The organism is Dactylosporangium fulvum (genome assembly GCF_025137375.1).
In the GTDB taxonomy this organism is placed as follows: Bacteria; Actinomycetota; Actinomycetes; order Mycobacteriales; family Micromonosporaceae; genus Dactylosporangium; species Dactylosporangium fulvum.
This window is the reverse complement of sequence record NZ_CP073720.1, coordinates 2,757,918-2,779,450: the sequence shown is the minus strand read 5'-3', so window position 1 is coordinate 2,779,450 and position 21,533 is coordinate 2,757,918. Positions and strand designations below refer to the sequence as shown.

The 21,533-nt window shown below is 71.6% G+C and carries 20 protein-coding genes; 10 read left to right on the top strand and 10 right to left on the bottom strand.

Annotation, left to right across the window (positions count from 1 at the left end; translation table 11 throughout):
* Positions 1 to 13 precede the first annotated feature (13 nt).
* The gene (locus Dfulv_RS12880; RefSeq protein WP_259863110.1) at positions 14 to 196 is read right to left on the bottom strand and encodes a hypothetical protein; all 183 of its coding nucleotides are present in this window, start codon (positions 194 to 196) and stop codon (positions 14 to 16) included.
* 98 nt (positions 197 to 294) lie between these two features.
* Here Dfulv_RS12880 and Dfulv_RS12875 point away from each other — a divergent pair, with 98 nt between their 5' ends.
* The 3 genes from Dfulv_RS12875 to Dfulv_RS12865 all read left to right on the top strand — a co-directional run bounded on the left by Dfulv_RS12875 (position 295) and on the right by Dfulv_RS12865 (position 1,447).
* A complete protein-coding gene (locus tag Dfulv_RS12875) occupies positions 295 to 738 on the top strand; it encodes a MarR family winged helix-turn-helix transcriptional regulator (protein ID WP_259863109.1) in 444 nt (147 codons plus the stop codon).
* Between the two features lie 284 nt (positions 739 to 1,022).
* Positions 1,023 to 1,163: a hypothetical protein gene (locus Dfulv_RS12870; protein ID WP_259863107.1), complete on the top strand. Its 141-nt coding sequence runs from the start codon at positions 1,023 to 1,025 to the stop codon at positions 1,161 to 1,163.
* Between the two features lie 116 nt (positions 1,164 to 1,279).
* Entirely contained in the window at positions 1,280 to 1,447 is a 168-nt protein-coding gene (locus Dfulv_RS12865) for a hypothetical protein (protein WP_259863106.1), read from the top strand.
* Between the two features lie 10 nt (positions 1,448 to 1,457).
* Here the strand turns inward: Dfulv_RS12865 and Dfulv_RS12860 are convergent, their stop codons facing one another.
* The gene (locus Dfulv_RS12860; protein ID WP_259863105.1) at positions 1,458 to 2,819 is read right to left on the bottom strand and encodes a KAP family P-loop NTPase fold protein; all 1,362 of its coding nucleotides are present in this window, start codon (positions 2,817 to 2,819) and stop codon (positions 1,458 to 1,460) included.
* Between the two features lie 86 nt (positions 2,820 to 2,905).
* Here Dfulv_RS12860 and Dfulv_RS12855 point away from each other — a divergent pair, with 86 nt between their 5' ends.
* Together Dfulv_RS12855 and Dfulv_RS12850 are read left to right on the top strand one after the other, a co-directional pair.
* Entirely contained in the window at positions 2,906 to 5,512 is a 2,607-nt protein-coding gene (locus tag Dfulv_RS12855; protein WP_259863104.1) for a tetratricopeptide repeat protein, read from the top strand.
* 340 nt (positions 5,513 to 5,852) lie between these two features.
* Complete coding sequence (locus Dfulv_RS12850; RefSeq protein WP_259863102.1) at positions 5,853 to 8,063, top strand: IPT/TIG domain-containing protein; 2,211 nt, start codon at positions 5,853 to 5,855, stop codon at positions 8,061 to 8,063.
* A gap of 76 nt (positions 8,064 to 8,139) precedes the next feature.
* Here Dfulv_RS12850 and Dfulv_RS12845 read toward each other — a convergent pair whose 3' ends face one another.
* The 4 genes from Dfulv_RS12845 to Dfulv_RS12830 all read right to left on the bottom strand — a co-directional run bounded on the left by Dfulv_RS12845 (position 8,140) and on the right by Dfulv_RS12830 (position 12,747).
* A complete protein-coding gene (locus Dfulv_RS12845) occupies positions 8,140 to 9,045 on the bottom strand; it encodes a carbohydrate ABC transporter permease (RefSeq protein WP_259863101.1) in 906 nt (301 codons plus the stop codon).
* An 8-nt stretch (positions 9,046 to 9,053) separates the two neighbouring features.
* Entirely contained in the window at positions 9,054 to 9,962 is a 909-nt protein-coding gene (locus tag Dfulv_RS12840; protein WP_259863099.1) for a carbohydrate ABC transporter permease, read from the bottom strand.
* Positions 9,963 to 9,965: 3 nt separating this feature from the next.
* Positions 9,966 to 11,375 (bottom strand): N-acetylglucosamine/diacetylchitobiose ABC transporter substrate-binding protein, encoded by a 1,410-nt coding sequence (gene ngcE / locus Dfulv_RS12835; RefSeq protein ID WP_259863097.1) that lies wholly within the window; start codon positions 11,373 to 11,375, stop codon positions 9,966 to 9,968.
* Positions 11,376 to 11,763: 388 nt separating this feature from the next.
* Entirely contained in the window at positions 11,764 to 12,747 is a 984-nt protein-coding gene (locus Dfulv_RS12830; protein WP_259863096.1) for an N-acetylglucosamine kinase, read from the bottom strand.
* A gap of 53 nt (positions 12,748 to 12,800) precedes the next feature.
* Between Dfulv_RS12830 and Dfulv_RS12825 the strand changes: the two genes are divergently transcribed.
* Both Dfulv_RS12825 and murQ read left to right on the top strand, forming a co-directional pair.
* Positions 12,801 to 13,715, top strand: coding sequence for a MurR/RpiR family transcriptional regulator (locus tag Dfulv_RS12825; protein ID WP_259863094.1), 915 nt, complete (start codon positions 12,801 to 12,803; stop codon positions 13,713 to 13,715).
* Complete coding sequence (gene murQ, locus Dfulv_RS12820) at positions 13,712 to 14,611, top strand: N-acetylmuramic acid 6-phosphate etherase (protein WP_319805792.1); 900 nt, start codon at positions 13,712 to 13,714, stop codon at positions 14,609 to 14,611. The genes Dfulv_RS12825 and murQ overlap by 4 nt, the downstream gene beginning before the upstream one ends.
* Before the next feature lie 59 nt (positions 14,612 to 14,670).
* On the opposite strand, the gene Dfulv_RS12815 is transcribed toward murQ, so the two are convergent.
* Entirely contained in the window at positions 14,671 to 15,822 is a 1,152-nt protein-coding gene (locus tag Dfulv_RS12815; protein WP_259863093.1) for a baeRF10 domain-containing protein, read from the bottom strand.
* A 426-nt stretch (positions 15,823 to 16,248) separates the two neighbouring features.
* Between Dfulv_RS12815 and Dfulv_RS12810 the strand changes: the two genes are divergently transcribed.
* The 3 genes from Dfulv_RS12810 (at position 16,249) to Dfulv_RS12800 (ending at position 19,059) form a co-directional block, all read left to right on the top strand.
* Entirely contained in the window at positions 16,249 to 16,566 is a 318-nt protein-coding gene (locus Dfulv_RS12810; protein ID WP_259867645.1) for an STAS domain-containing protein, read from the top strand.
* A 341-nt stretch (positions 16,567 to 16,907) separates the two neighbouring features.
* Positions 16,908 to 17,543, top strand: coding sequence for a phosphatase PAP2 family protein (locus Dfulv_RS12805; RefSeq protein WP_259863092.1), 636 nt, complete (start codon positions 16,908 to 16,910; stop codon positions 17,541 to 17,543).
* A gap of 160 nt (positions 17,544 to 17,703) precedes the next feature.
* Complete coding sequence (locus Dfulv_RS12800; protein ID WP_259863091.1) at positions 17,704 to 19,059, top strand: ABC transporter substrate-binding protein; 1,356 nt, start codon at positions 17,704 to 17,706, stop codon at positions 19,057 to 19,059.
* Between the two features lie 120 nt (positions 19,060 to 19,179).
* Here the strand turns inward: Dfulv_RS12800 and Dfulv_RS12795 are convergent, their stop codons facing one another.
* The 3 genes from Dfulv_RS12795 to Dfulv_RS12785 all read right to left on the bottom strand — a co-directional run bounded on the left by Dfulv_RS12795 (position 19,180) and on the right by Dfulv_RS12785 (position 21,518).
* The gene (locus tag Dfulv_RS12795) at positions 19,180 to 19,980 is read right to left on the bottom strand and encodes a response regulator (protein WP_259863090.1); all 801 of its coding nucleotides are present in this window, start codon (positions 19,978 to 19,980) and stop codon (positions 19,180 to 19,182) included.
* Positions 19,965 to 21,170 carry an ATP-binding protein gene (locus Dfulv_RS12790; RefSeq protein ID WP_259863089.1) on the bottom strand — a complete coding sequence of 402 codons (1,206 nt, stop codon included), beginning with the start codon at positions 21,168 to 21,170 and terminating at the stop codon, positions 19,965 to 19,967. Before Dfulv_RS12790 ends, Dfulv_RS12795 begins: the two co-directional genes overlap by 16 nt.
* Before the next feature lie 63 nt (positions 21,171 to 21,233).
* A complete protein-coding gene (locus Dfulv_RS12785) occupies positions 21,234 to 21,518 on the bottom strand; it encodes a DUF2277 domain-containing protein (protein ID WP_259863088.1) in 285 nt (94 codons plus the stop codon).
* Positions 21,519 to 21,533 lie beyond the last annotated feature (15 nt).

The following is a 21,533-nucleotide window of genomic DNA, read 5'->3' as shown; positions in this document are numbered from 1 at the left end:
CTGCGCTGCCGGGTCACGCCGCGCCGGGCTCGCGCTCGTCGCGCCGCTCGGCCTCGGCGGCCTTGATCCGCTCGCGGAACTGCTTCCACTGTTGCCTGGCCTCCGGGCTGCATCCGTGCAGGGCGCCCTCGACCGTCGCCGGACCGAAGATGCGGAAGAAGAAGGTCCCGGCCCTGTCCCGCTTCGCGTTCGCCATCCCGCCCAACTTTCTTGGTGCAGCAATCGTTGGTGTACCAACTATTGGTGTACCGATAGTATGGGCCGCCGACGGCCCGGAGGGAACAGGGAGCCAGCGTGACGAAGACGACCGGAAACCCGCTCGCCCTGGAGGAGCAGGTCTGCTTCGCGCTGGCCGTGGCCTCGCGAAACGTGATCGCCCTGTATCGGCCGCTGCTCGAGCCGATGGGCCTGACCCACCCGCAGTATCTGGTGATGCTCGCCCTCTGGCAGCACGCACCGCTGTCGGTGAAGGAGCTGAGCCGGCTCCTCCAGCTCGACCCGGGCACCCTCTCGCCACTGCTCAAGCGGCTGGAGAGCCTCGACCTCGTCGTCCGGCGCCGCGCCGACCACGACGAGCGTGTGCTCGCCGTCACACTGACCCCGGCCGGCCAGGCCCTGCGCGCCGAGGCCGAGCGCATCCCGCCGGCGATCGTCAGCCGCCTCGGCATGCCGATCGAGGAGCTGCAGGACCTGCACGCCATGCTGACCCGCGTGATCGACCTCACCCGGGACTCCTGACACCGCCGGCCCGGGCACGCGGCGCTGGAGAAGGTGGCGGCGACATACGAGGGCCGCGTGCTCGCCGGTGAGGACGAGGTGGTCGCCGCGTTCCGCGCCGCGCACACCGGCGCCGTCGACCCGACCGCGACACCGGCGACGGCCAGGACGGCGACCGGCGTTAGGGTGCGTAATCAAAGTGGGGGCCGAGGCGAGGCGGAGTCCAGGCGTCGCCTGGGGCCGCCGCAGCTCGGTCCCCACTTTGATATGCACCCCAAGTCCAGGAAACGCAAGGAGAATACGACGTGGACGACGGGAAACCGACCGTGCAACTGCCGGCCCAGTCGGCACCTCGGGAGCGCACCCCGACCGGCCTGCTGTTCGCGGTCCTCGCCCTGGTCGCGGTGCTGTGCATCGGCGCGGCCGGGACCACGCTGTTCGGCTGACCGGCTGACCGGCTGACCGGCTGGCGGCCGCGGCCACCGGCACATCGTCCACATCGGACAGCAGCGGAACCGCGGCCGCACCGGCGAGCGAGACGAGCAGCGTCAGCTCCGCCCGCGTGACCCGCGACGGTGCGGTGTGGACCTTCGTCCCCGACTCGGCATCGCGCAGACCGGCGGGGGGCCGGTCGGTGACGGTGTCGTTCCGCGTCAACGGCGCGGCCCTGCTCGACATGACCCCGACGGCGTGCACCATCGACGGCCGCCCCTGCGCGGGTGTCGGCTGAGCGTGCCCGCTCAGGAGCCGGTCGCCGGCGGCGCGGCCAGCCGCACGGTGGTGAGCAGGCGCGACACCTCGCCGGCCGTCGGCGGCAGCGCCGGACCGCCGCTCGCCGTCTCCGCGCCGAGCAGCCTGAGCAGCTCGCCGTCCGCCGCGAACGCCTGGAGATCCGTCCCGCGCCGGGACTGCGGCTCGAGCAGCGCCTGCCACGCGCCGGGGTTGCGCAGCAGATGCTGGAAGAACGGGCGGTGCTGGCTGCGGACGACCAGCAGCCGGGCCAGCTGCATCCGTCGGGCGAGGTCGGTCCGGGCGCCGGCGGGCGACGCGTCCCGGGCGAGGACCGAGGTCGCCAGGGTCAGCACGTTGACGAACCGCTTGATCCGGCGCGGGTTGTTGCCGAACCCGGTGCGCACCAGTGTCCAGAAGGGATCGTGGTCGGCCAGGTCGGCGACGTGCTCCGCCACGGAGCGGCGGATCTCCGCGAAACTGATCTCCGGCAGGAAGAACGGCAGCTGCACGATCTTCTCCAGGTACGCCGCGCCGTCGACGGTCACGTCGCCGCCGAACCGGCCCGCCACGACCTGGACGAGCAGGTCGTAGTCCATGCCCAGGACGAACACGCACCGCGCGTCGCCGGTGAACAGCTTGAGCGCTTCCAGGACGTTCACCGCGGCGGCGGGCGTGCACCGGTCGAGGTCGTCGACGAACACGAACAGCCGCCCCTCCGGCGGCAGGTAGGCGGCCACGGCCTCGGCGAAGTCGATCTCGAAGCGGTTGAGCTCGCGGTAGTAGTCGGCGTTGGTGGCGGCCAGCTGCTGGGCTCCGGCGGCGACGTCGGCCGCGCTGATCGCGCCGCCGGTGGCCAGCGACACCGAGGCGCCGACGCCGAGCCGGAGGGCGAGCCAGGTGGCCGCCGACGCGAGCCTGGTCGCCTTGCGGGCCGCCGTCTCCTCGGTGGCGAGCTCGGCGAGCAGCGACTGGAGCAGCGCGGCCCAGACCTCGACCTTCTGGTCGTACTTCCACGGGTTGAACCACAGTGCGCGATTCTCGGGCGCGAACGCGAGCTGGTCCTGCCACATCCGCATGAAACTGCTCTTGCCGGATCCCCACGGGCCGAAAACACCGACCGTCACCGGCAACGTATCGGCGTTCGCCACGATCTCGTGCAGTTGTTCGACATATGTGCGGAATCCGAACCGGTCGTGGTCGAGCCGCAGGATCGGGTTGTCGGTCAGAAGCGCGGCCAGTGTGCTGCCCTCCGGTGTGGAACTCTTCGCGAAGTAGCCGGAGGCGGAATCGTATCGGCGGCGAAGCGGGGCCGCATCGGCCGAACGCCCGGCGGATCGGCGGAACGGCCGGGGAAGGAGGTGACCCAGCAATGGCCGATCGGCCCTGCCGATCTCCTGGCCAAGATTGATTGCATAGACCGGGATGGTGTGCGTGGTGTCGCAGAAGGAGTCGATGGGTGTTCGTCGGTCATGGTCGGGTCGCCGAGGTTGAACGGCTTGTCACGCGCTTCGGTCAGGTCCGCCGCGAATCGACGCCGGCCCTCGTCACGTACGTGGCGCCACCGGGCTGGGGAAAGACCCGCGTCATCCAGGAGTTCTACCGCCGGCTGGCCGAGTCGCAGCCGGAGCCGCGATACTGGCCGGCGTCGCTGATCACCGAGCCGCGGACCGGCGCGTCGACCTCCGGTGACCTCGCCACCGGCCGCAAGGCCGTCCGGCACCGGCAGTTGCAGGTGCCGCCGGACACGGCGGCGCCCTGGTTGTGGCTGGCACTGCCTTCGGCGCGGCTCGGCGACAACTCCCCCGCGCCCGCGGTCGAGCAGCTGGCGACCCAGCTGATCCCGCACCTGCCGCAGCTCGTCGGCCGGCTCGCGCGCGCCGGGCACCCGATCCGGCCGGTGTGCCGCGCCATCGCCGGCGTGCTCTCGCCGTGGGAGCTGCGGACTCTCGCCGCGGCCGACCCGGCCCTCGGCGCGGCGATCGCCGGTGAGGGACCGCTCGCCGCCACCGCGGACCTCGCCACCGGCGTCGCCACCCTGCTGCGCCTCTTGCAGGGGCCGCTGCCGCCGGCCGAGCGGACGGGCACCGTCGTCGTCCTCGACGACGCCCACGACCTGGACCAGTCGGCGGTCAACCTCGTCGCCGACCTGCTCAGCGCCGACCTGCCGGCGCTGCTCATCGCCACCACCTGGCCGGAGCACGTCCGCACCGACGCGAGCGGCTCACCGTTCGCGACGTACCTCGCCGACGCGGCCACCACCGAACGGGCGGCCCTGGTACATCTGGACCTGCTCGGCACCGACGACCTCGTCGAGTTCGTCCTGCACCAGTTCCCCGGCACCGACCCGATGGTGGCCAACCGGCTGGCGCAGCGGGCGGACCGCAACCCGTACGCGCTGCGCCTGCTCCTCGACACCGCACTCGTGCGCTCCGCCTCCCGCGACGGCCGGATCGACCTGGGCCCGGCCGAGATCGACCAGCTCAACGGCGGGCTGGACGACCTGCTGCGGCAGCACTGGACGCGGTTGTCGATCGGCGTGCAGCAGACGCTGGTGACCACGGCGCTGCTCGGCGAGTCGGTCCTCGACGACGTGCTCGTCGCCGCGCTCGGGGCGGTGCGCCCGGAGGGCGGCCTCAGCGCGGCGCTCGCGACGGCCTGGATCCGCCCGACCGGCGAGCCTGCGCGGATCTTCGAGTTCATCGAGCGGATCCGGTACGACGTGGCGCGCGGCGCGGCACCGAACGTCCTGACCACCTCGGCCCGGGAGAACGTGCTCGCCAGCGCGTTGCGGGCGGTGCGGCAGCTGCTCGAGGACGACGTCCGCGAGGCGCGGCAGGTGCTGCTCGCCCTCCACGTCGGCCTCACCCGTGCCGGTGTGGAGACCGACCTTCCCTCGGCCGGCCGCAGCGCGGCCGACCTGGCCGAGATCGCCCGCGGGCAGCACCGCCGTCTCGACGCGATCAGCTACCTGGAGCAGGCCGTGGTGTGGCTGGAGACGGGCGACGCGAGCGACCGCCGGCACGCGATCCGGCTCCGCCTGGAACTCACCGCCACCGTCCGGATCGAGCACTCCCGCAGCCGCAGCGAGCCGCACGCCGTCGCGGCCCTGGAGCTCGCCGATCAGCTCCCCGACACCGACGAGCTGCGAATCCGGGCCCGGCTGGCGCTCGCGCGGGCCCTGCTGCGCCGCAACGACCGCGAGCGGTTCGACCGCGCCTACGAGCTGCTGCGCGAGGCGGAGCGCCGCACCGACGTGCTCGACGAACCGTCACGGGGGCTCATCCGGGACCTGTGGTCGTTCCAGGCCAGCGCCGCCGGTCACCAGGGGCGGTACGCGGAGGCCACGAAGCGCTGCGAGGAGCTGCTCGCGCACTGCGAGCAGCGCTACGGGCCCGGCCACCGGTACACGCTGGACGCGATGGAGGACCTGTCGTACAACGCCATGCGCAGCGACGACATCGACCGGGCCGTCGCCGTCCGCCGCGAGATCCTGCGCCGGCGCACCGGCCTCATCAGCGAGGCCGGCTACCTGCCGACCCTGCCCGCGCGCAGCAACCTCGCCGCCGCGCTCATGCGGGTCGGCACCCACGCCGCGCTCGACGAGGCCGAGCAGCTCGCGCTCGAGGCGAAGACGGCATGGTCGAGGTCCTACGGCGTGGACGGCACCCGCACCCAGCGGACCCGGATGATCCTCGCCCGCATCCTGCAGTGCCGGGGCCTGCTGCTCGAAGATGAGGGTGACCGGGCCGCCGCCGGCGCGCTGTTCGAGCGGGCGCACGAGGAGACCGGCAAGCTGTACACCCTGCGGCTGCGCCGGGAGGTCACCACGCAGCCGATCGCGCTCATGCGGCACGGCATCTCCCAGGCCTGCCTGCGCGACGAGCAGGCGATCGCGTCGCTGACCGAGGCGCTGCGGTTGCGTGAGGTCGAGCTCAAGCAGTCCCGGGACTACTGGGAGGTGCGCGAGTGCGCGAGCCACCTCGTCTGGGCCTACGACCGGCTCGGCCTGCCGCTGGAGGCGGCCGCCACCCGACGGATCTACCGCCTGGCCACCGACGGCTGAGCATCCGGCGGCGCCGCGGCGACGGCGAGCACGTCGGCACCGCCCACGACAGCGGGACCGCAGCGGGTACAACCGGCTGCCGGGCCGCCGTTACCGGCAGTCCGGGTGCGAATCCACCAAAGTATTGCAAAAAGCATTCACCTCTGGCCTACGTTCGGGAAGACCGAGCGGCACCAGGTGCCGCTCCACACCTGTACGGGGGGAAAGGGTGTTTGCAACCACGAACATCCGCGGGGGGCCGGTACCACGCGGACGAATCTGGGCCGGCACAGCGCTGGCCCTCACGCTCACCGCGGCGGGTGTCGCGGTAGCGACACCGGCATATGCGGTGGAGCCGACCTTGACGGCCATCGCGCCGGACAGCGGTCCTGTCGCCGGCGGGACCTCGGTGACCATCACCGGGACCAACATGACGGGCAGCAGCGTCACCTTCGGCGGCGCCGCGGGCAGCGTCACGGGGAGCACAGCCACCACCGTCACCGTAACCACGCCGCCGGGCACCGCCGGCCCCGTCCCGGTGGTGGTGACGAACGGGACCGGTCCATCCACCGATCCACTTACGTTCACCTACGTCGCCGCACCGACGGTGACGAATGTGGAGGCTCCGGCAGGCCCGGTGGCCGGCGGGACCCAGGTAACCGTCACCGGCACCAAGTTGACCGGCGCCACCGGGGTCACCTTCGGCGGACTGGCCGGCACCGGCCTCACGGCGGTCACCGCCACCAGCCTCAAGGTGACCACGCCGCCGCACATCGCCGGTGCGGTTCCGGTCGTGGTCACCACGGCCGGCGGCCCCAGCAACAACACCGTGGAGTTCACCTATGTGAATCCGCCGGTGGTGAACAATGTGCTGCCGAACAACGGCCCTGCGGCCGGCGGGACCGTGGTGACCATCAGCGGTACCGACCTGGATGATGCCACCAAGATCACCTTTGGTGGTACGGAGGGCACCAACCTCACGCCGGTCAGTGCCACCAGCGTCAAGGTGACCACCCCGGCGGGCACTCCCGGCACGGCCCCGGTCGTGGTCACCACGGCCGGCGGCCCCAGCAACAGCAACGTGACGTTCGCCTACAACGCGGCGCCGAAGGTGACGAAGCAGCCGCTCGCGCAGTCGCGCGGCGTCGGCACCCAGGCCAAGTTCACGGCGACGGCCTCGGGTTACCCGGTCCCGGACATCAAGTGGCAGCAGCTGCTCAAGGGCGGCACCTGGACGGACATCGCCGGCCAGGTGACCGATACGCTGTCGTTCCCGGCGACGATCGAGCTGAACGGCGCGCAGTACCGGGCGGTGTTCCAGAGCGCGCTCGGCAGCGCGACCACCAGCGCGGCGACGCTGACGGTGGTCCCCGCGCCGCCGGACGCCCCGGACCAGCCGGCGGCGCCGACGCTGACGGCCGGCGTGTCGTCGATCAAGGCGACGTGGACGGCACCGGACGAGAACGGCACGGAGATCACCGGCTACACGGTGATGGCGACCCCGGGCCCGGCCACCTGCACCACGAAGAGCAAGACCGAAACCAGCTGCGTGCTCGGCGCGACCGCGGGCGAGGACTACACCGTCACGGTGGTGGCCCACTCGGCTGCCGGCGACTCGCCGGTGAGCGACCCGTCCAACTCCGTCACGGCGACGGAACCGGAGCCACCGGCGACGGCGCCGGCGGCGGACGCGCCGCTCACCACCGATGCCGGCCCGATCAGCTCCGCCGAGCCGGGGCAGGAGATCACGCTCGTGGGGTCCGGCTACGCGCCGTACTCCACGGTGGTCATCACGCTGTACTCGGACCCGAACCAGCTGACCAGCGTCCTCACCGGCGCCAGTGGTGACTTCACCCAGACGATCACCATCCCGAGCGACCTCGACGGACCGAACCACTCGCTGGTCGCGGCGGGCGTGGGCCCGGACGGCACTCCCCGGAACCTGCGCGTCGACCTCTACGTGGCGTCCGGGGCGACGGTGAAGATGTCCGGACCGATCGTGCGCAACAGCTCGGGACGGCCGCAGATGTTCGCGCGTGGCTCGGACAACAACCTGTACACCAGCGTCCAGGCCGTTGACGGTACGTGGGGCACCTGGACCAACCTGGGCGGGCTCATCTACAGCGAGCCGGTCGCCGTGCTGAACAACAACGGCCGGCTGCAGGTGTTCGTCGTCGGCGGTGACCACTCGATCTGGTACAGCCTGCAGAACGGCGACGGCACGTTCGCGTGGTGGACCCGCGTGGGCACGCCGAAGTGGCTGCACTCGCTCGCGCTGGCCCAGAACGGCGACGGCACGGTCGTCATCATGGGCCGTGGCCAGGACGACAACCTGTGGGCGATCAAGCAGTCCTCGACGTCCAACCCGGGTTCCTGGACCGACTGGGAGAACCTGAGCGGCCTCATCTACAGCAACCCGACGGTCCACAAGCGGGACGACGGGCTGCTCGAGGTCTTCGCCATCGGTGGCGACGGCCAGGTCTGGCACCGGGTGCAGACCACCCAGAACACGAACACCTTCGACTGGTGGACCCGCGTCGCGTTGTCCGCCAGCAACCGGACGAGTCTGTGACCGTTCCGGTCTGAGCACCACGGCAAACAGCGGGCGCCCCGGGATCTCCCGGGGCGCCCGTCGCCGTCAGGTGCCCTTACTTGAGATGGCCCGCGGTCAGGCCGGACTGCACCTGCCGCTGGAACGCCAGGTAGAGGATCAGCACGGGCAGCATCGCGATCGCCATGCCGGCGAACAGGGCGCTGTAGTCGCCGGCGTACCCCTGGTTGATCGTGAGCGCGGTCAGGCCCTGGGTGAGCACCCATTTCTTCTCCGCGCCCTGCCCCTGCATGAGCACGATCGGCAGGATGTACTGGTTCCAGTGCGTCAGCAGGTTGAAGATGCCCACGCTGATGAGGCCCGGCTTCGCCATCGGCAGCATGATCCGGAAGAACAGGCCGAAGTGCGAGCAGCCGTCGACCATCCCCGCCTCGGCCACCTCCGTCGGCAGCGTCCGGAAGAACGCCGTGAGGAAGAAGACCGTGAACGGCAGCGCATAGGCGGTGTAGGTCAGGATCAGGCCCAGGTGCGTCGAGAGCAGGCCCATGTTCTTCACCACGAAGAACAGCGGGACCAGGGCCAGGAACACCGGGAACATCATCCCGCCGACGAACAGGAAGTAGATGAACCGGCCGAACTTGAGGTCGTATCGCGCGAGCACGTAGGCGGCCATCGAGCCGAGCAGCATCGTGAGCACCAGCGCGCCGGCGACGACGATCGCGGTGTTCAGGAAGTACAGGCCGATGTTGGCCTCGTTCCAGGCCCGGCTCCAGTTCTCGAACCGCAGCTTCGAGGGCAGGCTCCAGGCACTGGTGAGGATTTCGTTGTCGTCCTTGAACCCGCTCATGATCGCCCACAGCAGCGGGAACGTCGTCAGCAGCGCCCAACCCACGAGCACGGTGTGGGAGAACGCGTTGAAGACACCGAAGCGGCCCCGCTCGCGCGGCGCCTTCTCCGGCTTCGGGGGCACCGCCGTGGTCTGCGGATCGGAGATCGTGGTCATGGCGGGCCTCAGAGCTCGATCCGCTCGCGGCGGGTGAGCCGCAGCGAGACGAACGCGATGGACAGGGTCAGGAAGAACAGCGCCACGCCGATCGCGGAGGCGAAGCCGAACTTGTTCTCGTTCATCGCCGCCTCGTAGAGGTACAGACCGACGACCCTGGAGCTCTCGCCCGGGCCGCCGTTGGTGACGATCTGCACGAGGGCGAAGGCGTCGATCGCGATGACCGCGAGGTAGATCCAGGCGACCTGGATCGTGTCCCACAGCAGCGGGACGGTGATCTTCCGCAGGACGGTGCCGCGCTCCGCACCGTCGAGCATCGCGGCCTCGTAGATCTCCTTGGGGATCGACTGCATCGCGGCGTTGAAGAGCACCACGTAGAAGCCGACGTTGCTCCAGACCATGACCGCCATGACGCAGTAGAACGCCAGGTCGGGATCGCCGAGCCAGGGCTTGGCGAGCGAGTCGAGCCCGATCGCGCGGAGGAAGCCGTTGAGGATGCCGCTTCTCGGCGCGTACACCTCTTTCCACAGCACGCCGATGATGGCCACCGACAGCACCTGCGGGAAGAAGTAGACGACCCGGTAGAAGGCGGCGCCGCGGACCCCGCTGACGCCCGCCTTCCCCTTCCGGCCTCCGACGGTGAGCATGGTGGCGAAGAACAACGCCAGCACGATCGTGATGATCGGCAGCGCCACCAGCAGGATGGCGTTGTTCTTCAGGGCGTTCCAGAGGTGCGCGTCCTCCAGGAGCTTGCCGAAGTTGTCCAGGCCCACGTACTCGTAGTCCGGCGACAACCCCTTCCAGTCCGTCGCGGAGATCTGGAACGCCTGGGCGTACGGCGAGAGCACGAACACGGCGTACAGCGCCAGTGGTGGCAGGAGGAACGTGAGCGCGAACAGGCGCCTACCGTGCCGCATGGGTCAGCTCCGCTTGTACTTCTTGAACGAGTCGTCCTTGGCGATCTCGTCCGCGCCCTTCTGGCACTGCTCGACGAACTGCTGCGCGTTGGCACGTCCCGTCATGAGCTCGCCGCAGGCCGCGTCGACGAGGTTGCGCTCCAGCTTCCGGTAGAAGGAGTTGTACACCCAGTTGAAGCCGTCGGAGCCGGACGCCTGCAGCGCCTTGGTGACGCTGGTCAGGCCCGGGGGCAGCTCGACGCCGTCCGCGGAGCCGGCGACGCAGGTGAGGCTCGCCGTCTTCTTCGTGAAGTCCGACGCGCCCTGCTTCGACAGCATGATGCGCAGGTACTCGAGGCCGCCGTTGACGTTCTTGCCCTTCGACGGCACCATGTACGGCTCGCCGGCGGTGCCCCGGATCGCCGCGAACGGCAGCTTGTCACCCGAGCCCATGCTCGGCGTCGGCGCGATCGCCATCTTGAAGTCGGGCGGGGTGACCTTCTTCTGCTCCGACTCCAGCCACGAGCCGCAGGAGATGAAGACGGCGTTGCCCTTCGACCACTCGGTCTGCGACTGGACGTGGTCCAGGCCCTCCGAGCCGGGCAGGATGTAGCCGTCGACGACGAGTTGCCGGACGGCCTCGGCAGCCGCCTTGATCGACTCGTGCTTCCAGGCGTTGGGCTCGAGGTTGTCGATCGCGAGCAGGATCTGCGGACCGGCCATCTTGGCGGCCATCGACAGGATGATCCAGCTCATGTACCGCGGGTGCTTGCCCTGATAGGTCCAGGGCGCGATACCGGCGGTCTTGATGGTCTTGCTCAGAGCGATCATCTCGTCCCACGTCTTCGGGTACTGCCAGCCCTTGTCCGTGAGGAGCTTCTCGTTGTACCAGACGCCGTACGCCGTGTACGCGTAGTTGAGGAACATCGTCTTGCCGTCGTAGGTGCTCGGCTCCAGCGAGCCCGGCAGCAGCGTGTCGCGCACCTTCTTGCCCGGGATGTCGAGGCTCGGCGCGTCGAGCAGCGCCTGGAGGTCGGTGATCGCCTTCTCGGAGACGAGGCCGTTGAAGTCGATCTGGCCGGAGCCGGAGTTGTTGACCACGTCCGGCGGGGTGCCGTCGACGAACCGCGGCTGGAGCGTCTTGTTGATCTCCTGCGTCGCCGAGTGCTTGATCTCCGCCTTCGGGTACTTCTCCTTGTACATGGCCTCGTGGGCCTTGGCGTAGTCCTCACCGAACCCGCCGTTGAAGATGACGACCTCGAGCGGTGCGTCCTCCTTCACGCCGAGGGGGTTGGTGCTGCTCTTGTCCGCCTCGGCACTCTTGGTGTTGTTGTCACCGCCGGTGGCGCAGGCGGTGAGGACGGCCGGTGTGGCGGCAAGCAAGCCGGTGGCGGCCGCGGTCTGCAGCACGCCCCTGCGGGTCATCGTGTTCATCCGTCGTGCTCCTTCGTGGGGGTCGAGGGGGCGCTCGTCGATGACCACGATGAAGGTTTCTAACGTAACTTTCAAGAGTCGGAAGATTCCTGCCATCCGTCGGCGCGCCGGGGCTTATTTACGCTCCGCGACCGTCGCACTCACCGCGGGCATGGGACACTGCCTGCGGATACGTCGCGGCGGCGCGCCGCGTCCGATCCTGCCGCAGACCGCGCCAACCCGCGAGGCGGCGGCGAATATTGACGAAATCGTTGCCGGCGACTTACGGCCGGGGGCCACCGACAGGCCGCGCCGACGCCCGGGCGGACGCCGTCCGGACAGGCCGGGACCTCCGGACGTATCGATTTGTCCACTCGCACGCCGCGACCGGGCGCCGCCCGCGCGCCGGCTATGCGGTGGCGGTCAGGCGGGCGTGGACGGCGTTGTCGACCGGGGCGCCGGTGAGGGCGGCGATCGCCAGGGCCGCGGCGCCCGCGGCCCCGTCGTGGGCCTCCGTCGGGGCCACCCGGAACCGCTCCTCGACCCCCGCGCGGACCCGGTCGGCCACCGGGCCCGGCCGAAGCAGCACCGAGCCGGCCAGGACGACCGCCGGCGGGCCGGACAGGCGGACCCGGCGGGACACCGCCTCGAGCCCGTGCAGCAGGTGCGCGGCGGCCATCTCCACGATGCGGACGGCCACCTCGTCGCCGGCCTCCGCGGCGGTGCTCACCAGCGGGGCGAGCAGGCCGAGCGAGGCCGGCGGGCGGCGGTACGCGACCCGGACGAGCGCCTGGGCGTGCTCGTCCGGGTCCGGGTGCGCCACCGCCTCCAACGCGTCGGTCACCGGGCCGGTGAGCCGCGTCGCCGGGCCGCGGCCGTCGAGGCCGCACAGCACCGCCCGCAGCGCCTCACGGCCCAGCCACACGGCCGAGCCCTCGTCGCCGAGCAGCCACCCGTAACCGTCGCAGCGCTTCTGCGCCACCCCGCCGTCGAACGCCACCGCAGCCGCGCCGGTGCCGGACAGCAGGAGAAGGCCGGCGGGCTGACCGGTCCCGGCGGCGAACGCCACCTCGAGATCGGTCACGCTACGCACGCCCCCGCCCGACAGGCCGGCGGCCAGCCACGCCTCCTCGGCGGCCTGCCGTGCCTCGACACGCCCCGCGGACGCCGCCCCGGCCGCGCCGACCACGCCGAGCGCGACCCGCGCCGGGTCCACGCCGTCGAGCGCCGCCCGCAACGCCGTGGCCAGCGCCACGGCCGGGCGGCCGCCGCTGGAGTTCTGGTTCGCACCACCGGCCCGGCCGCGGCCGACTATTGTGCCGTCGATCGTGCTCACCAGGCAGCGGGTGCTGGTGGCGCCGGCGTCGACGCCGGCGACCAGAGGTACGTCCACGGGGACACCGTACTCCATTGACGAAAACGTCGAGAAAATGGAAACTTTCCCACATGAAGGTGAGCCGACCGTCCGACGAAGGTGGCGCCACGTCCACGGCGGTGAAGGTCCGCGGATTGCTGCCCTCCCTCTCACCGGCCGAGCAACGCGTCGGGCGGATCATCGTCGACGAGTCGGCCACAGCTGCCCAGTTGACGATCACTGAGCTGGCCAAACGGGCCGACACATCCGAAACTACGGTCATCCGGTTCTGCCGCGCCATCGGCTTCTCCGGCTATCCTGAGCTACGACTGAGGCTGGCGGCCGAGGCGGGCCGGGCGCAGGACGACGGCACCGGCGGCGAGGAGCCCGGCAGCGACATCAGCCCGACGGACGCGCTCGCCACCGTCGTCAAGACGATCGCCTTCGCCGACGCCCGCGCCGTCGAGGACACCGCCGCGCAGCTCGACCTCGACACCCTGCAGCAGGTGATCGACGCCGTCGCGCGCGCCCGCCGGATCGACATCTACGGCGTCGGGGCGAGCGCGTTCGTCGCCCGCGACTTCCAGATGAAGCTGCACCGGGTCGGCCTGGTGGCCTACGCCTGGTCCGACCTGCACCTGGCGCTGACCAGCGCCGCCCTGCTCGACGACCGCGACGTGGCCGTCGGCATCTCGCACACCGGCACGACCGTCGACACGATCGAGGCGTTCGCCGAGGCCGGCCGCCGCGGCGCCACCACCGTCGCGCTCACCAACTTCCCCAAGTCGCCGATCACCCGCATCGCCGACCTGACGCTCACCACCGCCGCCCGCGAGACGACGTTCCGCTCGGGCGCGATGGCCAGCCGGCTGGCCCAGCTCACCGTCGTCGACTGCGTGTTCGTCGGCGTCGCCCAGAAGACCTACGGACAGACCAAGACGGCTGTGGAGAAGACCCGTGAGGCGGTCCGCAGCCGGCGCGTACGACCGGAACGAGGACGCTGGTGACCATCTCTTCCCCGATCGCCCCGACGGAAGAGCGCAACCCGCGCACCTACGACATCGACCGGCTCCCGACGCTGCGGATCCTGGAACTGATCAACTCGGAGGACGCGACCGTGGCCGGCGCGGTCGCCGCCGTGCTCCCGGAGCTCGCCGAGGCGGTCGACCGGACCGTCGACGCGCTGCGATCCGGCCATCGCCTGCACTATTTCGGCGCCGGTACCTCCGGCAGGATGGCCGTGCTCGACGCGACCGAACTCCGCCCGACGTACGGCGTCGATCCCGGCCACGTCGTCGCGCACCTCGCCGGCGGTGCCACCGCTCTCACCGGCGCGGTCGAGGCGGCCGAGGACGACACCACCGCCGGTGCCGCGGCAGCCGAGCCGCTCACCGGGGGCGACATCGCGTTCGGCGTCACCGCCAGTGGCGGCACGCCGTTCGTCGGGGGCGCGCTGCAGGCCGCCCGCGACCGGGGCGCGCGCACCGTGCTGCTCTCCGCCAACCCCGGCGCCGCCCTGGCGCCGCTCGCCGACATCCACATCGCCGTCGACACCGGGCCCGAGGTGGTCACCGGCTCGACGCGGATGAAGGCCGGCACCGCCCAGAAGCTCGTCCTCAACGCACTGTCGACCGCGGTGATGATCCGGCTCGGCCGCACGTACTCCAACCTGATGACCGACATGGTCGCGAGCAACGCCAAGCTGCGGGTCCGGCAGGTCCGCATGCTCGTCCAGGCGACCGGCGTGCCGGCGGAGACCTGCCAGGCGGCGCTGACGGCGGCCGACGGCGAGGCGAAGGTCGCGCTGCTGACCCTGCTCACCCGGGCCGACGTCGACCAGGCCCGCAAGGCCCTGCGCGCCGCGGGCGGCATCGTCCACCGGGCACTGCGCGCGGTCGGCTGATCGGGTCGACCGGCCGGTCGCCCGCGGTCATGCCGCCGGTTTCTCCATGCTTTTCTGCCTTATGCCGCCGGCTTCTCCGGGAGCGGGAACCGCAGGCGCGCGCCGACCGCGTGGTCGCGCAGCTCCGTGTCGAAGCGGATGTGGCGCACCGAGCCGCCGTCGTCCATCACGGACTCGACCAGTTCGTCGATGACGTCGGTGGTGGCCCGGACCGGCTCCCCGCACAGTGCGCAGGCCTCCCCCGCCAGCGACATCCAGCCGTCCCGGTCGCAGACCACGCCCGGCTGCTCGACGCCCTCCTCCACCGCGAGTGTCTCGATCGCCGACACCGTGCCGGCCCACAGGCAGGTGTCCAGGCCGAACGCGGCCCGCCGCCGCTCGGCCACGGCCTCGGCGATCCCGGCCACCAGTCCGCGCTCCTCCTGCTGCTCGTACTGCTCCATCACCGACTCGGCGGCGCGGCGCACGTCGCCGGCGGTGGCGGTGTTCGCGTCGACGGTGAACGTCCCGGCGACACGCTCCCGCAGCTCGCGGGGCAGGTACTCGATGAAGCTGGCCACCTCGTGCTGATGGCCGCCCACCGCGAGCACGTCGAACCCGCCGTCGCGGAACCGGTCGGTCAGCACCTCGACCACCCGGCGATAGTGGCGCTTGGCCAGTTCCCCGCTCTTGTTGCGCACCCCGTACTCCGCCCTGCCGTAGGCGTAGTCGGGCTTGCGCAACGCCGGGTCGCGTGACTGCCAGACCTCGCGCAGCTCCCGCAGGTACAGGTCCCACACCTGGGCGATCGCGTCGTCGGTGATGACCACGCACATCCGGTGGTACTCGTCGAGGACGGCGAGCATCGGCCGCACCCATGGTGTGCTGTCCACCACGACCCGGTCGCGGATCGACCGGGGCAGCGAGACCTCCTCGAAGAAGTTCCTGGCGCTGCACGAGAAGAGTGCCATCATGCCGGCCGGCCAGCGCTCTTCCGTGTAGGCGCGCGCGAGGCGCTCCACGTCACCGCGGATGGACAGCCGGGCCTCGCGGTCCAGCGAGTGGTCCTTGTCCATCGACCGGACCGGGTCGAGCAGGCTGTTGAGCCGGGTGCGGACCTCACCCTCGTTCTTGAGCGAGCCGTCCGGCTCGACCCCGACGTAGAGCGACACGACCGGCAGGCCCTCCGCGCCGAACTGGACGATGGGGTCGATCTGCGCATGACTGGTCATCAGGTGAACACCTCCGGAAGATCGGCGGCAAAACACCACGGGCGGCGAACGCCGGGATGCGACCGGGAGGCTCCGGGATCAGCCAGGGCGATACCTACCAGGTAGAAAGCGGGCAGACCGGACACGGGACCCCCTCCGGCGAACCTGTACCGCCCCGACGATGCTGTACCCCGTCCGGGCGAACCGTCATCACCTGTCCGGAGTGGTCCGGCCGCCCGGCGCCGATACCGCACGCTCGCCGTTCGCAACCGATATGCCCTCCGTCAGCCCCTGATGCACGCGGTACGGGGTGATGGCGCACCGGCCTCCCCGCCGGTGATCAGCTCTCCAGCCGAACGCCCTATGGCCAATCGCTTGCCCGATAGCAAGAAACAGGTTGTGAGCTGGGCGGATAGTCTGTTACCGATCAGCGTTGGGACGGTGGCGATGAACCTGAGCCTGCACGTACAAGGCCGCATCGGCGGTGGCCTCGCGATCGTCGCGCGCGGCGATCTCGACTACGGCTCCGCCGAGCGGTTCCGCGCCTGTGTCGACCAGGCGCTCCAGCAGTCCACCGGCGTGATCCACGTCGACCTGCAGCTGGTCACCTTCATGGACTCCAGCGGCGTCGGCGCCCTCGTGTCGGCGGCGAAGCAGGCAGAGCGCGCCGGCACCCGGCTGGTCCTCCAGAACCCGTCGGCCGCCCTGGTTCGCACGCTGCGCACCGCCGGACTGGACGACTTCATCGGCCTGCCACCGGCTTGACCGGAGCCCGCACCCGGACCTGGGGCCCGCCTGGGCGGCGCAACGCACCTGACCTTGGTCGATTTCCGTGGCCCTGGGCACGGAAACCCACCAAGGTCAACCGGCCGGCGGCATCCTGCGGGCCGACGACGAGGTGACCCGCGGCGGCCCTCCCGGCGCTCGATGCGATGCCGCAGCGCGACGTGCGAGTCCGCTCGGAGCCGCTCGCCGCGCTGGTCTGAGCCGGGCCGGTTCATGCCGCCCCGGTGGCCGCCGGCCGGGTCGTTCAGGCGATGCTCAGCATGCACGGGGCAGGATGCCCCACGGGCGGCTGCGAGAAAGGGCGAGGAATGGGTGGCACGGTGCGCAGCGCGTGGCGGATCCCGCCCATCGCGGCGGCGTCCGCGTTCGCCGTGCTGACCACCCTCGTGGCGGCCCGGACACCCGCGGTGCTGCGGTTCGACCTGACGGTGAGCGACGCGGCCCGGCGGTTCACCCTCGGCCACGAGCGCTGGCGCACGCTGATGTCGATCATCACGCACAGCGCGGACACCTGGTTGCTCAGCCTCGTGGGGCTGGTGAGCACCGCCGCCCTGCTGTTGCTGGGACAGCGCCGCGCCGCGGTGTTCCTGCTCACGGCCTGGGCGGGCACCGCACTCGTGCGGCTGGGCGTGCTGCACCTCGTGGACCGGGCACGGCCGGTGGACCGGCTCACGCCCGCGGCCGGGTGGTCCTTCCCGTCCGGGCACACCATGTCGGCGGGCATCACCGCCGGGGTGGCGATCGTGATCGTGCTGGCGTTCCTGCCCCGCGAGCCGCTGCGCACGGCGCTCGTCGTCGCCCTGGCCGGCTGGGCGGTCCTGGTCGGGATCAGCCGCGTCGCGCTGGCGGCCCACTGGCCGACCGACGTGCTCGGCGGCTGGCTGCTCTCCGGTGCCGTCGTCTCCGCGCTGGCGCTGACCCGGCTCCGGCCCGCCCCCTGCCCTCCGGCCGGATGACGGTCCGCGCCGACCTGTCGTTGCGACACGTGTACGACAGGCGGTCTCGAAAGGTTTAGGGGTTCCCACAAGGTTTCGTCAAGGTCGTCACGGTTTTCCGGATCAGGGCACTCCGTGCCCCTAAAGTCCTCGCGGCCGTTACAGCGGATCCGGAGGACCAGTGGGAAACAGTGCGACGCAGGCAAGCCGGGCGCGGTGGATCACCGCCGCGCTCACGGCGACGGCGGTCACCCTCGCCGGCTGCGGCACCAGGAAGACGGAGTCGGGCCAGGAACCGGAGACCCCGGTTGTGGTCCGACTCTACGGCGCCGACGCCAACATGACCAACGCGCTGCGTGACAAACTCAAGGACAACCCGTCCCTGCTGTCCGGCATGACCGGCACCGCGCCGCTACTGAAGCTGCCCGAGGCGTTCAAGAACCGGTTGCGCACGGTCGACGGGGCGCTCGCCGACTTCGGTTACGCCGCCGAGGCCTACGACGCCGTGATCATCACCGCGCTGGCCGCCGAGGCCGCCCGTACGACCGAGGCGACGGTCTTCGCCAAGCACGTCGTGGGCGTGACCACGTCCGGCACGACCTGCGACAGCGCCGCCACCTGCCTGCCGCTGGCCAAGTCGGGCAAGGACTTCGCGTACCGCGGCGTCTCGATGAGCCAGGGCGGCATGACCGACCAGGGTGAGCCGTCGACGGCCTCGTACGGCACCCTGCACTTCGGCCGGGACAACACCATCAACGACAATCTGACCGAGTACGTCGGGGCAGGCGATTCGAAGACCGCCAGTACGGCCGCACCGCCCCCGCCGGCGTCCGACAAGAACAAGCGCCCCGCGCCGCTGAAGGTCGGGGCGCTCATGCCGCACACGGGCCGGCTCGCGTACCGCAGCGCACCCCGCTTCGCCGGCGCCAAGCTGGCGATCGCCGACCTCAACGCGGCCGGCGGGGTGCTCGGCGTGCCCGTCGAATACGTCGACGGCGACGACGGCACCGACGCCAAGGTCGCGGCGGCCACCGTCGACCGGTTCATCAGCCAGGGCGTCCAGGTCATGGTCGGCGCGTCGTCGTCGAGCGTCACGAAGGCGGTGATCCCGAAGGTCGTCGAGGCCGGGCGGATCCTGATCTCGCCGTCATCGACCTCCGACGAGCTGAGCAACGTGGCGGACAACGGCCTGTTCTTCCGGACCGCGCCGCCCGACGCGCTGCAGGCGCGGGCGCTCAGCGACGTCATCATGCGCGACGGCCCGCACCGGGTCGTGATCGTCGCGCGCGAGGACGCATACGGCATGGGCCTGCAGGGCAACGTCAAGGCGAACCTGGTGGCGTCCGGCATGACCGAAGACAGCATCGACCTGATGAGCTACCCGGCCACCGCCGAGGACTTCTCGGGCCTCGCGACCCGCGTGCGCGAGCTCAAGCCCGACGGCGTGCTGATCGTCGGCTACGAGGAGACGGCGCTGATCGTGCGGGCGCTGGCCACCAAGAAGGTCGGCACCGAGGGCGGCCTTGCCGGGGCGTGACCGCCGCACGGCCGTCGTCCGCCGCCGGGCGCGGTGGTCACACCCCCCGCGTGACCACCGCGCGACTCCAGTCTGGCAACCGGCCACGGGCACAGGCACTCGCCAAGACTGGTGAATCCGTCAGCAGAGGTTGAGCTCACGCGCCCAGAGCTGGGCCGCGGTCCGTTGCGGCAGGGTCGCCGGCGCGTCCGGGTGGACGAGGCGGTACTTGCGGCGGATCGACCGCAGGTGGGTGTTGGCCGTGTCGATCGACATGAACAGCCGGCGGGCGGCCTCGGCGGTCGACAGGTGTTCGCAGGCGACCGCGCGGACGACCTCCAGTTCGCGCGGGGTGAGCTGGTGCCGGCGGCGCCGCTCGACGGCCGCGCGGAAGATGCGCTCGACGCCGGCCAGTACCTCCGGCTCCGTCAGCCCGCAGGAAGCGGCGGCCCGCTCGGCGTCCTCGCCCTGGACGAAGCTGCGCAGCACGCGCTGGTCGGTGGCGGACAGGCGCGGCTCGGGGCGGCGGCCGAGATCGGCGTAGAGCAGCGCGGCGAGGGACGGCGACAGGTGCCGGCCGGTCGCCGCCACGGCCAGGATCGCGGCGACGAGGCTGCCGGGATCGTCGGACTTCACCAGATAGCCCCGTGCGCCGGCCGCGACCGCGTCGAGGACCTGTTCCTCCGGCGCGGCGCCGGACATCAGCAGGACCCGCCAGCCGCGGCCGGCCAGCGCCTCGACGGCGGCCGCGCCGGAGACGCCCCCGTCGAGGATGACGTCGCAGACGGCGACGCCGGGTGCGGTCGTACGGCCGACCGCGGCCACCGTCACGGCCAGCGGCAGGACCCGGAAGCCGTGCGCGGCGAGCGCCGGGGTCAGCGCCGCCACCAGGGGCACGCCGACCATCCGGTGGTCGTCGACGACCACTACGGGCACTGCCATCGCAGCACCACCTTCGCGCCCCGGCCCGGGCTCGCGGTGACGGACCAGGTGGCGCCGACCGCCTCGACCGCCGGCAGCGACGCGGTGTAGCCGCCGCCCTTCGGCGTCGTGGCCGGGTCGAAGCCGGGGCCGGTGTCCAGGACGGAGATCTCGCCGCCCTCCGCGGTGGACTCGACGAACAGCACGACCTCGGTGTCGGGGCCGGCGTACTTCAGCGCGTTGGCGAGCGCCTCGTGCGCGGCGGCGAGGACCGCGTCGGTGACGTCCGCGGGCGGGTCGGCGTGGACGTACAGCCGCGGGGTGAGCAGCAGGCCGAGGTCCAGGAACGTGTCGGCGAGCTCGGACGCCCGCTGCTCGAAGCCGCCGGGGTGCGGCGGGCCGGTGCCGCGCAGCAGCGCACGGGCCCGCATCGCGCCCCGGCGAGCGGCGCGGCGGGTGTCGTCGCCGAGCCGCTCGTCGAGGGCGATGCCGTCGAAGATCGGCAGCACGCCGTCGTGCAGCGAGCGGCGCACGCCTTCCTGGTGTCTCCGCTCCACCTCCCGGTGCGTCTGCTCGGCGGCGAGGAGCTCGGCGCGCCTGGCCTGCGCGACCGCGGCCGCCGTCTCGGCCGCCATCCTGCGCAGGAGCGTCGCGACCGCGAGCCCGGCGAGGTACCACACGACGAACCCGAGGATGTCGGAGCCGAGCTTCTGCGTGACGTCCGGCAGCACCGCCATGGTCCACGCCCCGGCGAGCAGCAGGACGGCGGCGACGGCGCGGAGGCGGAACCCGACGGCGAACGCGAGGACGACCGGGCTGGCGAGGCTCACCGGTACCAGCTCCGTCAGCACGGTGTTGCGCTCGTCCGGCAGGCCGGCGCGGGAGCCGGCCACCATGAGCGCGACGCAGAACGCGACGTCGACCCAGGCGAGGACCTCGTCACCCCGGATGCCGCCGGGGCGCCGCGCACGGCGGAAGAACCACCCGGCCTCGGCCACGGCGGCGACCAGCACGGCGACCATGAGCCACGGCCGTAGCAGGTCGTGCCACTGTACGAGCGGAACGGCGAGGAACGGCACGGTGGCGAGCCGGATGAACGCGACGGTGCTGGCCAGGCGCTCCTCGTTGCGCCGCACCACACCGTCCGCGTCGGCGTCGACCGTGATCAACGACCAGTCGAGCCCGGATCTCACCCGCTGTGCGACACCCATCGACACGCATCGTCCCTGACACGGCAGCCGGAAGGCATCCGCCGGACGGGCGCGTGCCGTGCGTCAGCCCTGCGCCGCCTGTGTGCCGTAGCGCTCCGCGGCGCGGGCCCTCGCCTTGGCCGCCTCGATCTCGCGGTCGCGCGGCGGCGCGCTGGTGACCAGCGCATCGAGCAGCTCGCGGGTGGCCGCGGCGACCGCCTGGACGGCGGCGGCGAACACCTCCTGGTTCGCGGCGGACGGTCTGGTCATGCCGCTGACCTTGCGGACGTACTGCAGCGCGGCGGCCTCGATCTCGTCCTCGGTCGCCGGCGGTTCGAAGTTGTTCAGCACCCGGATGTTCCTGCACATGCCTCCACCATGCCA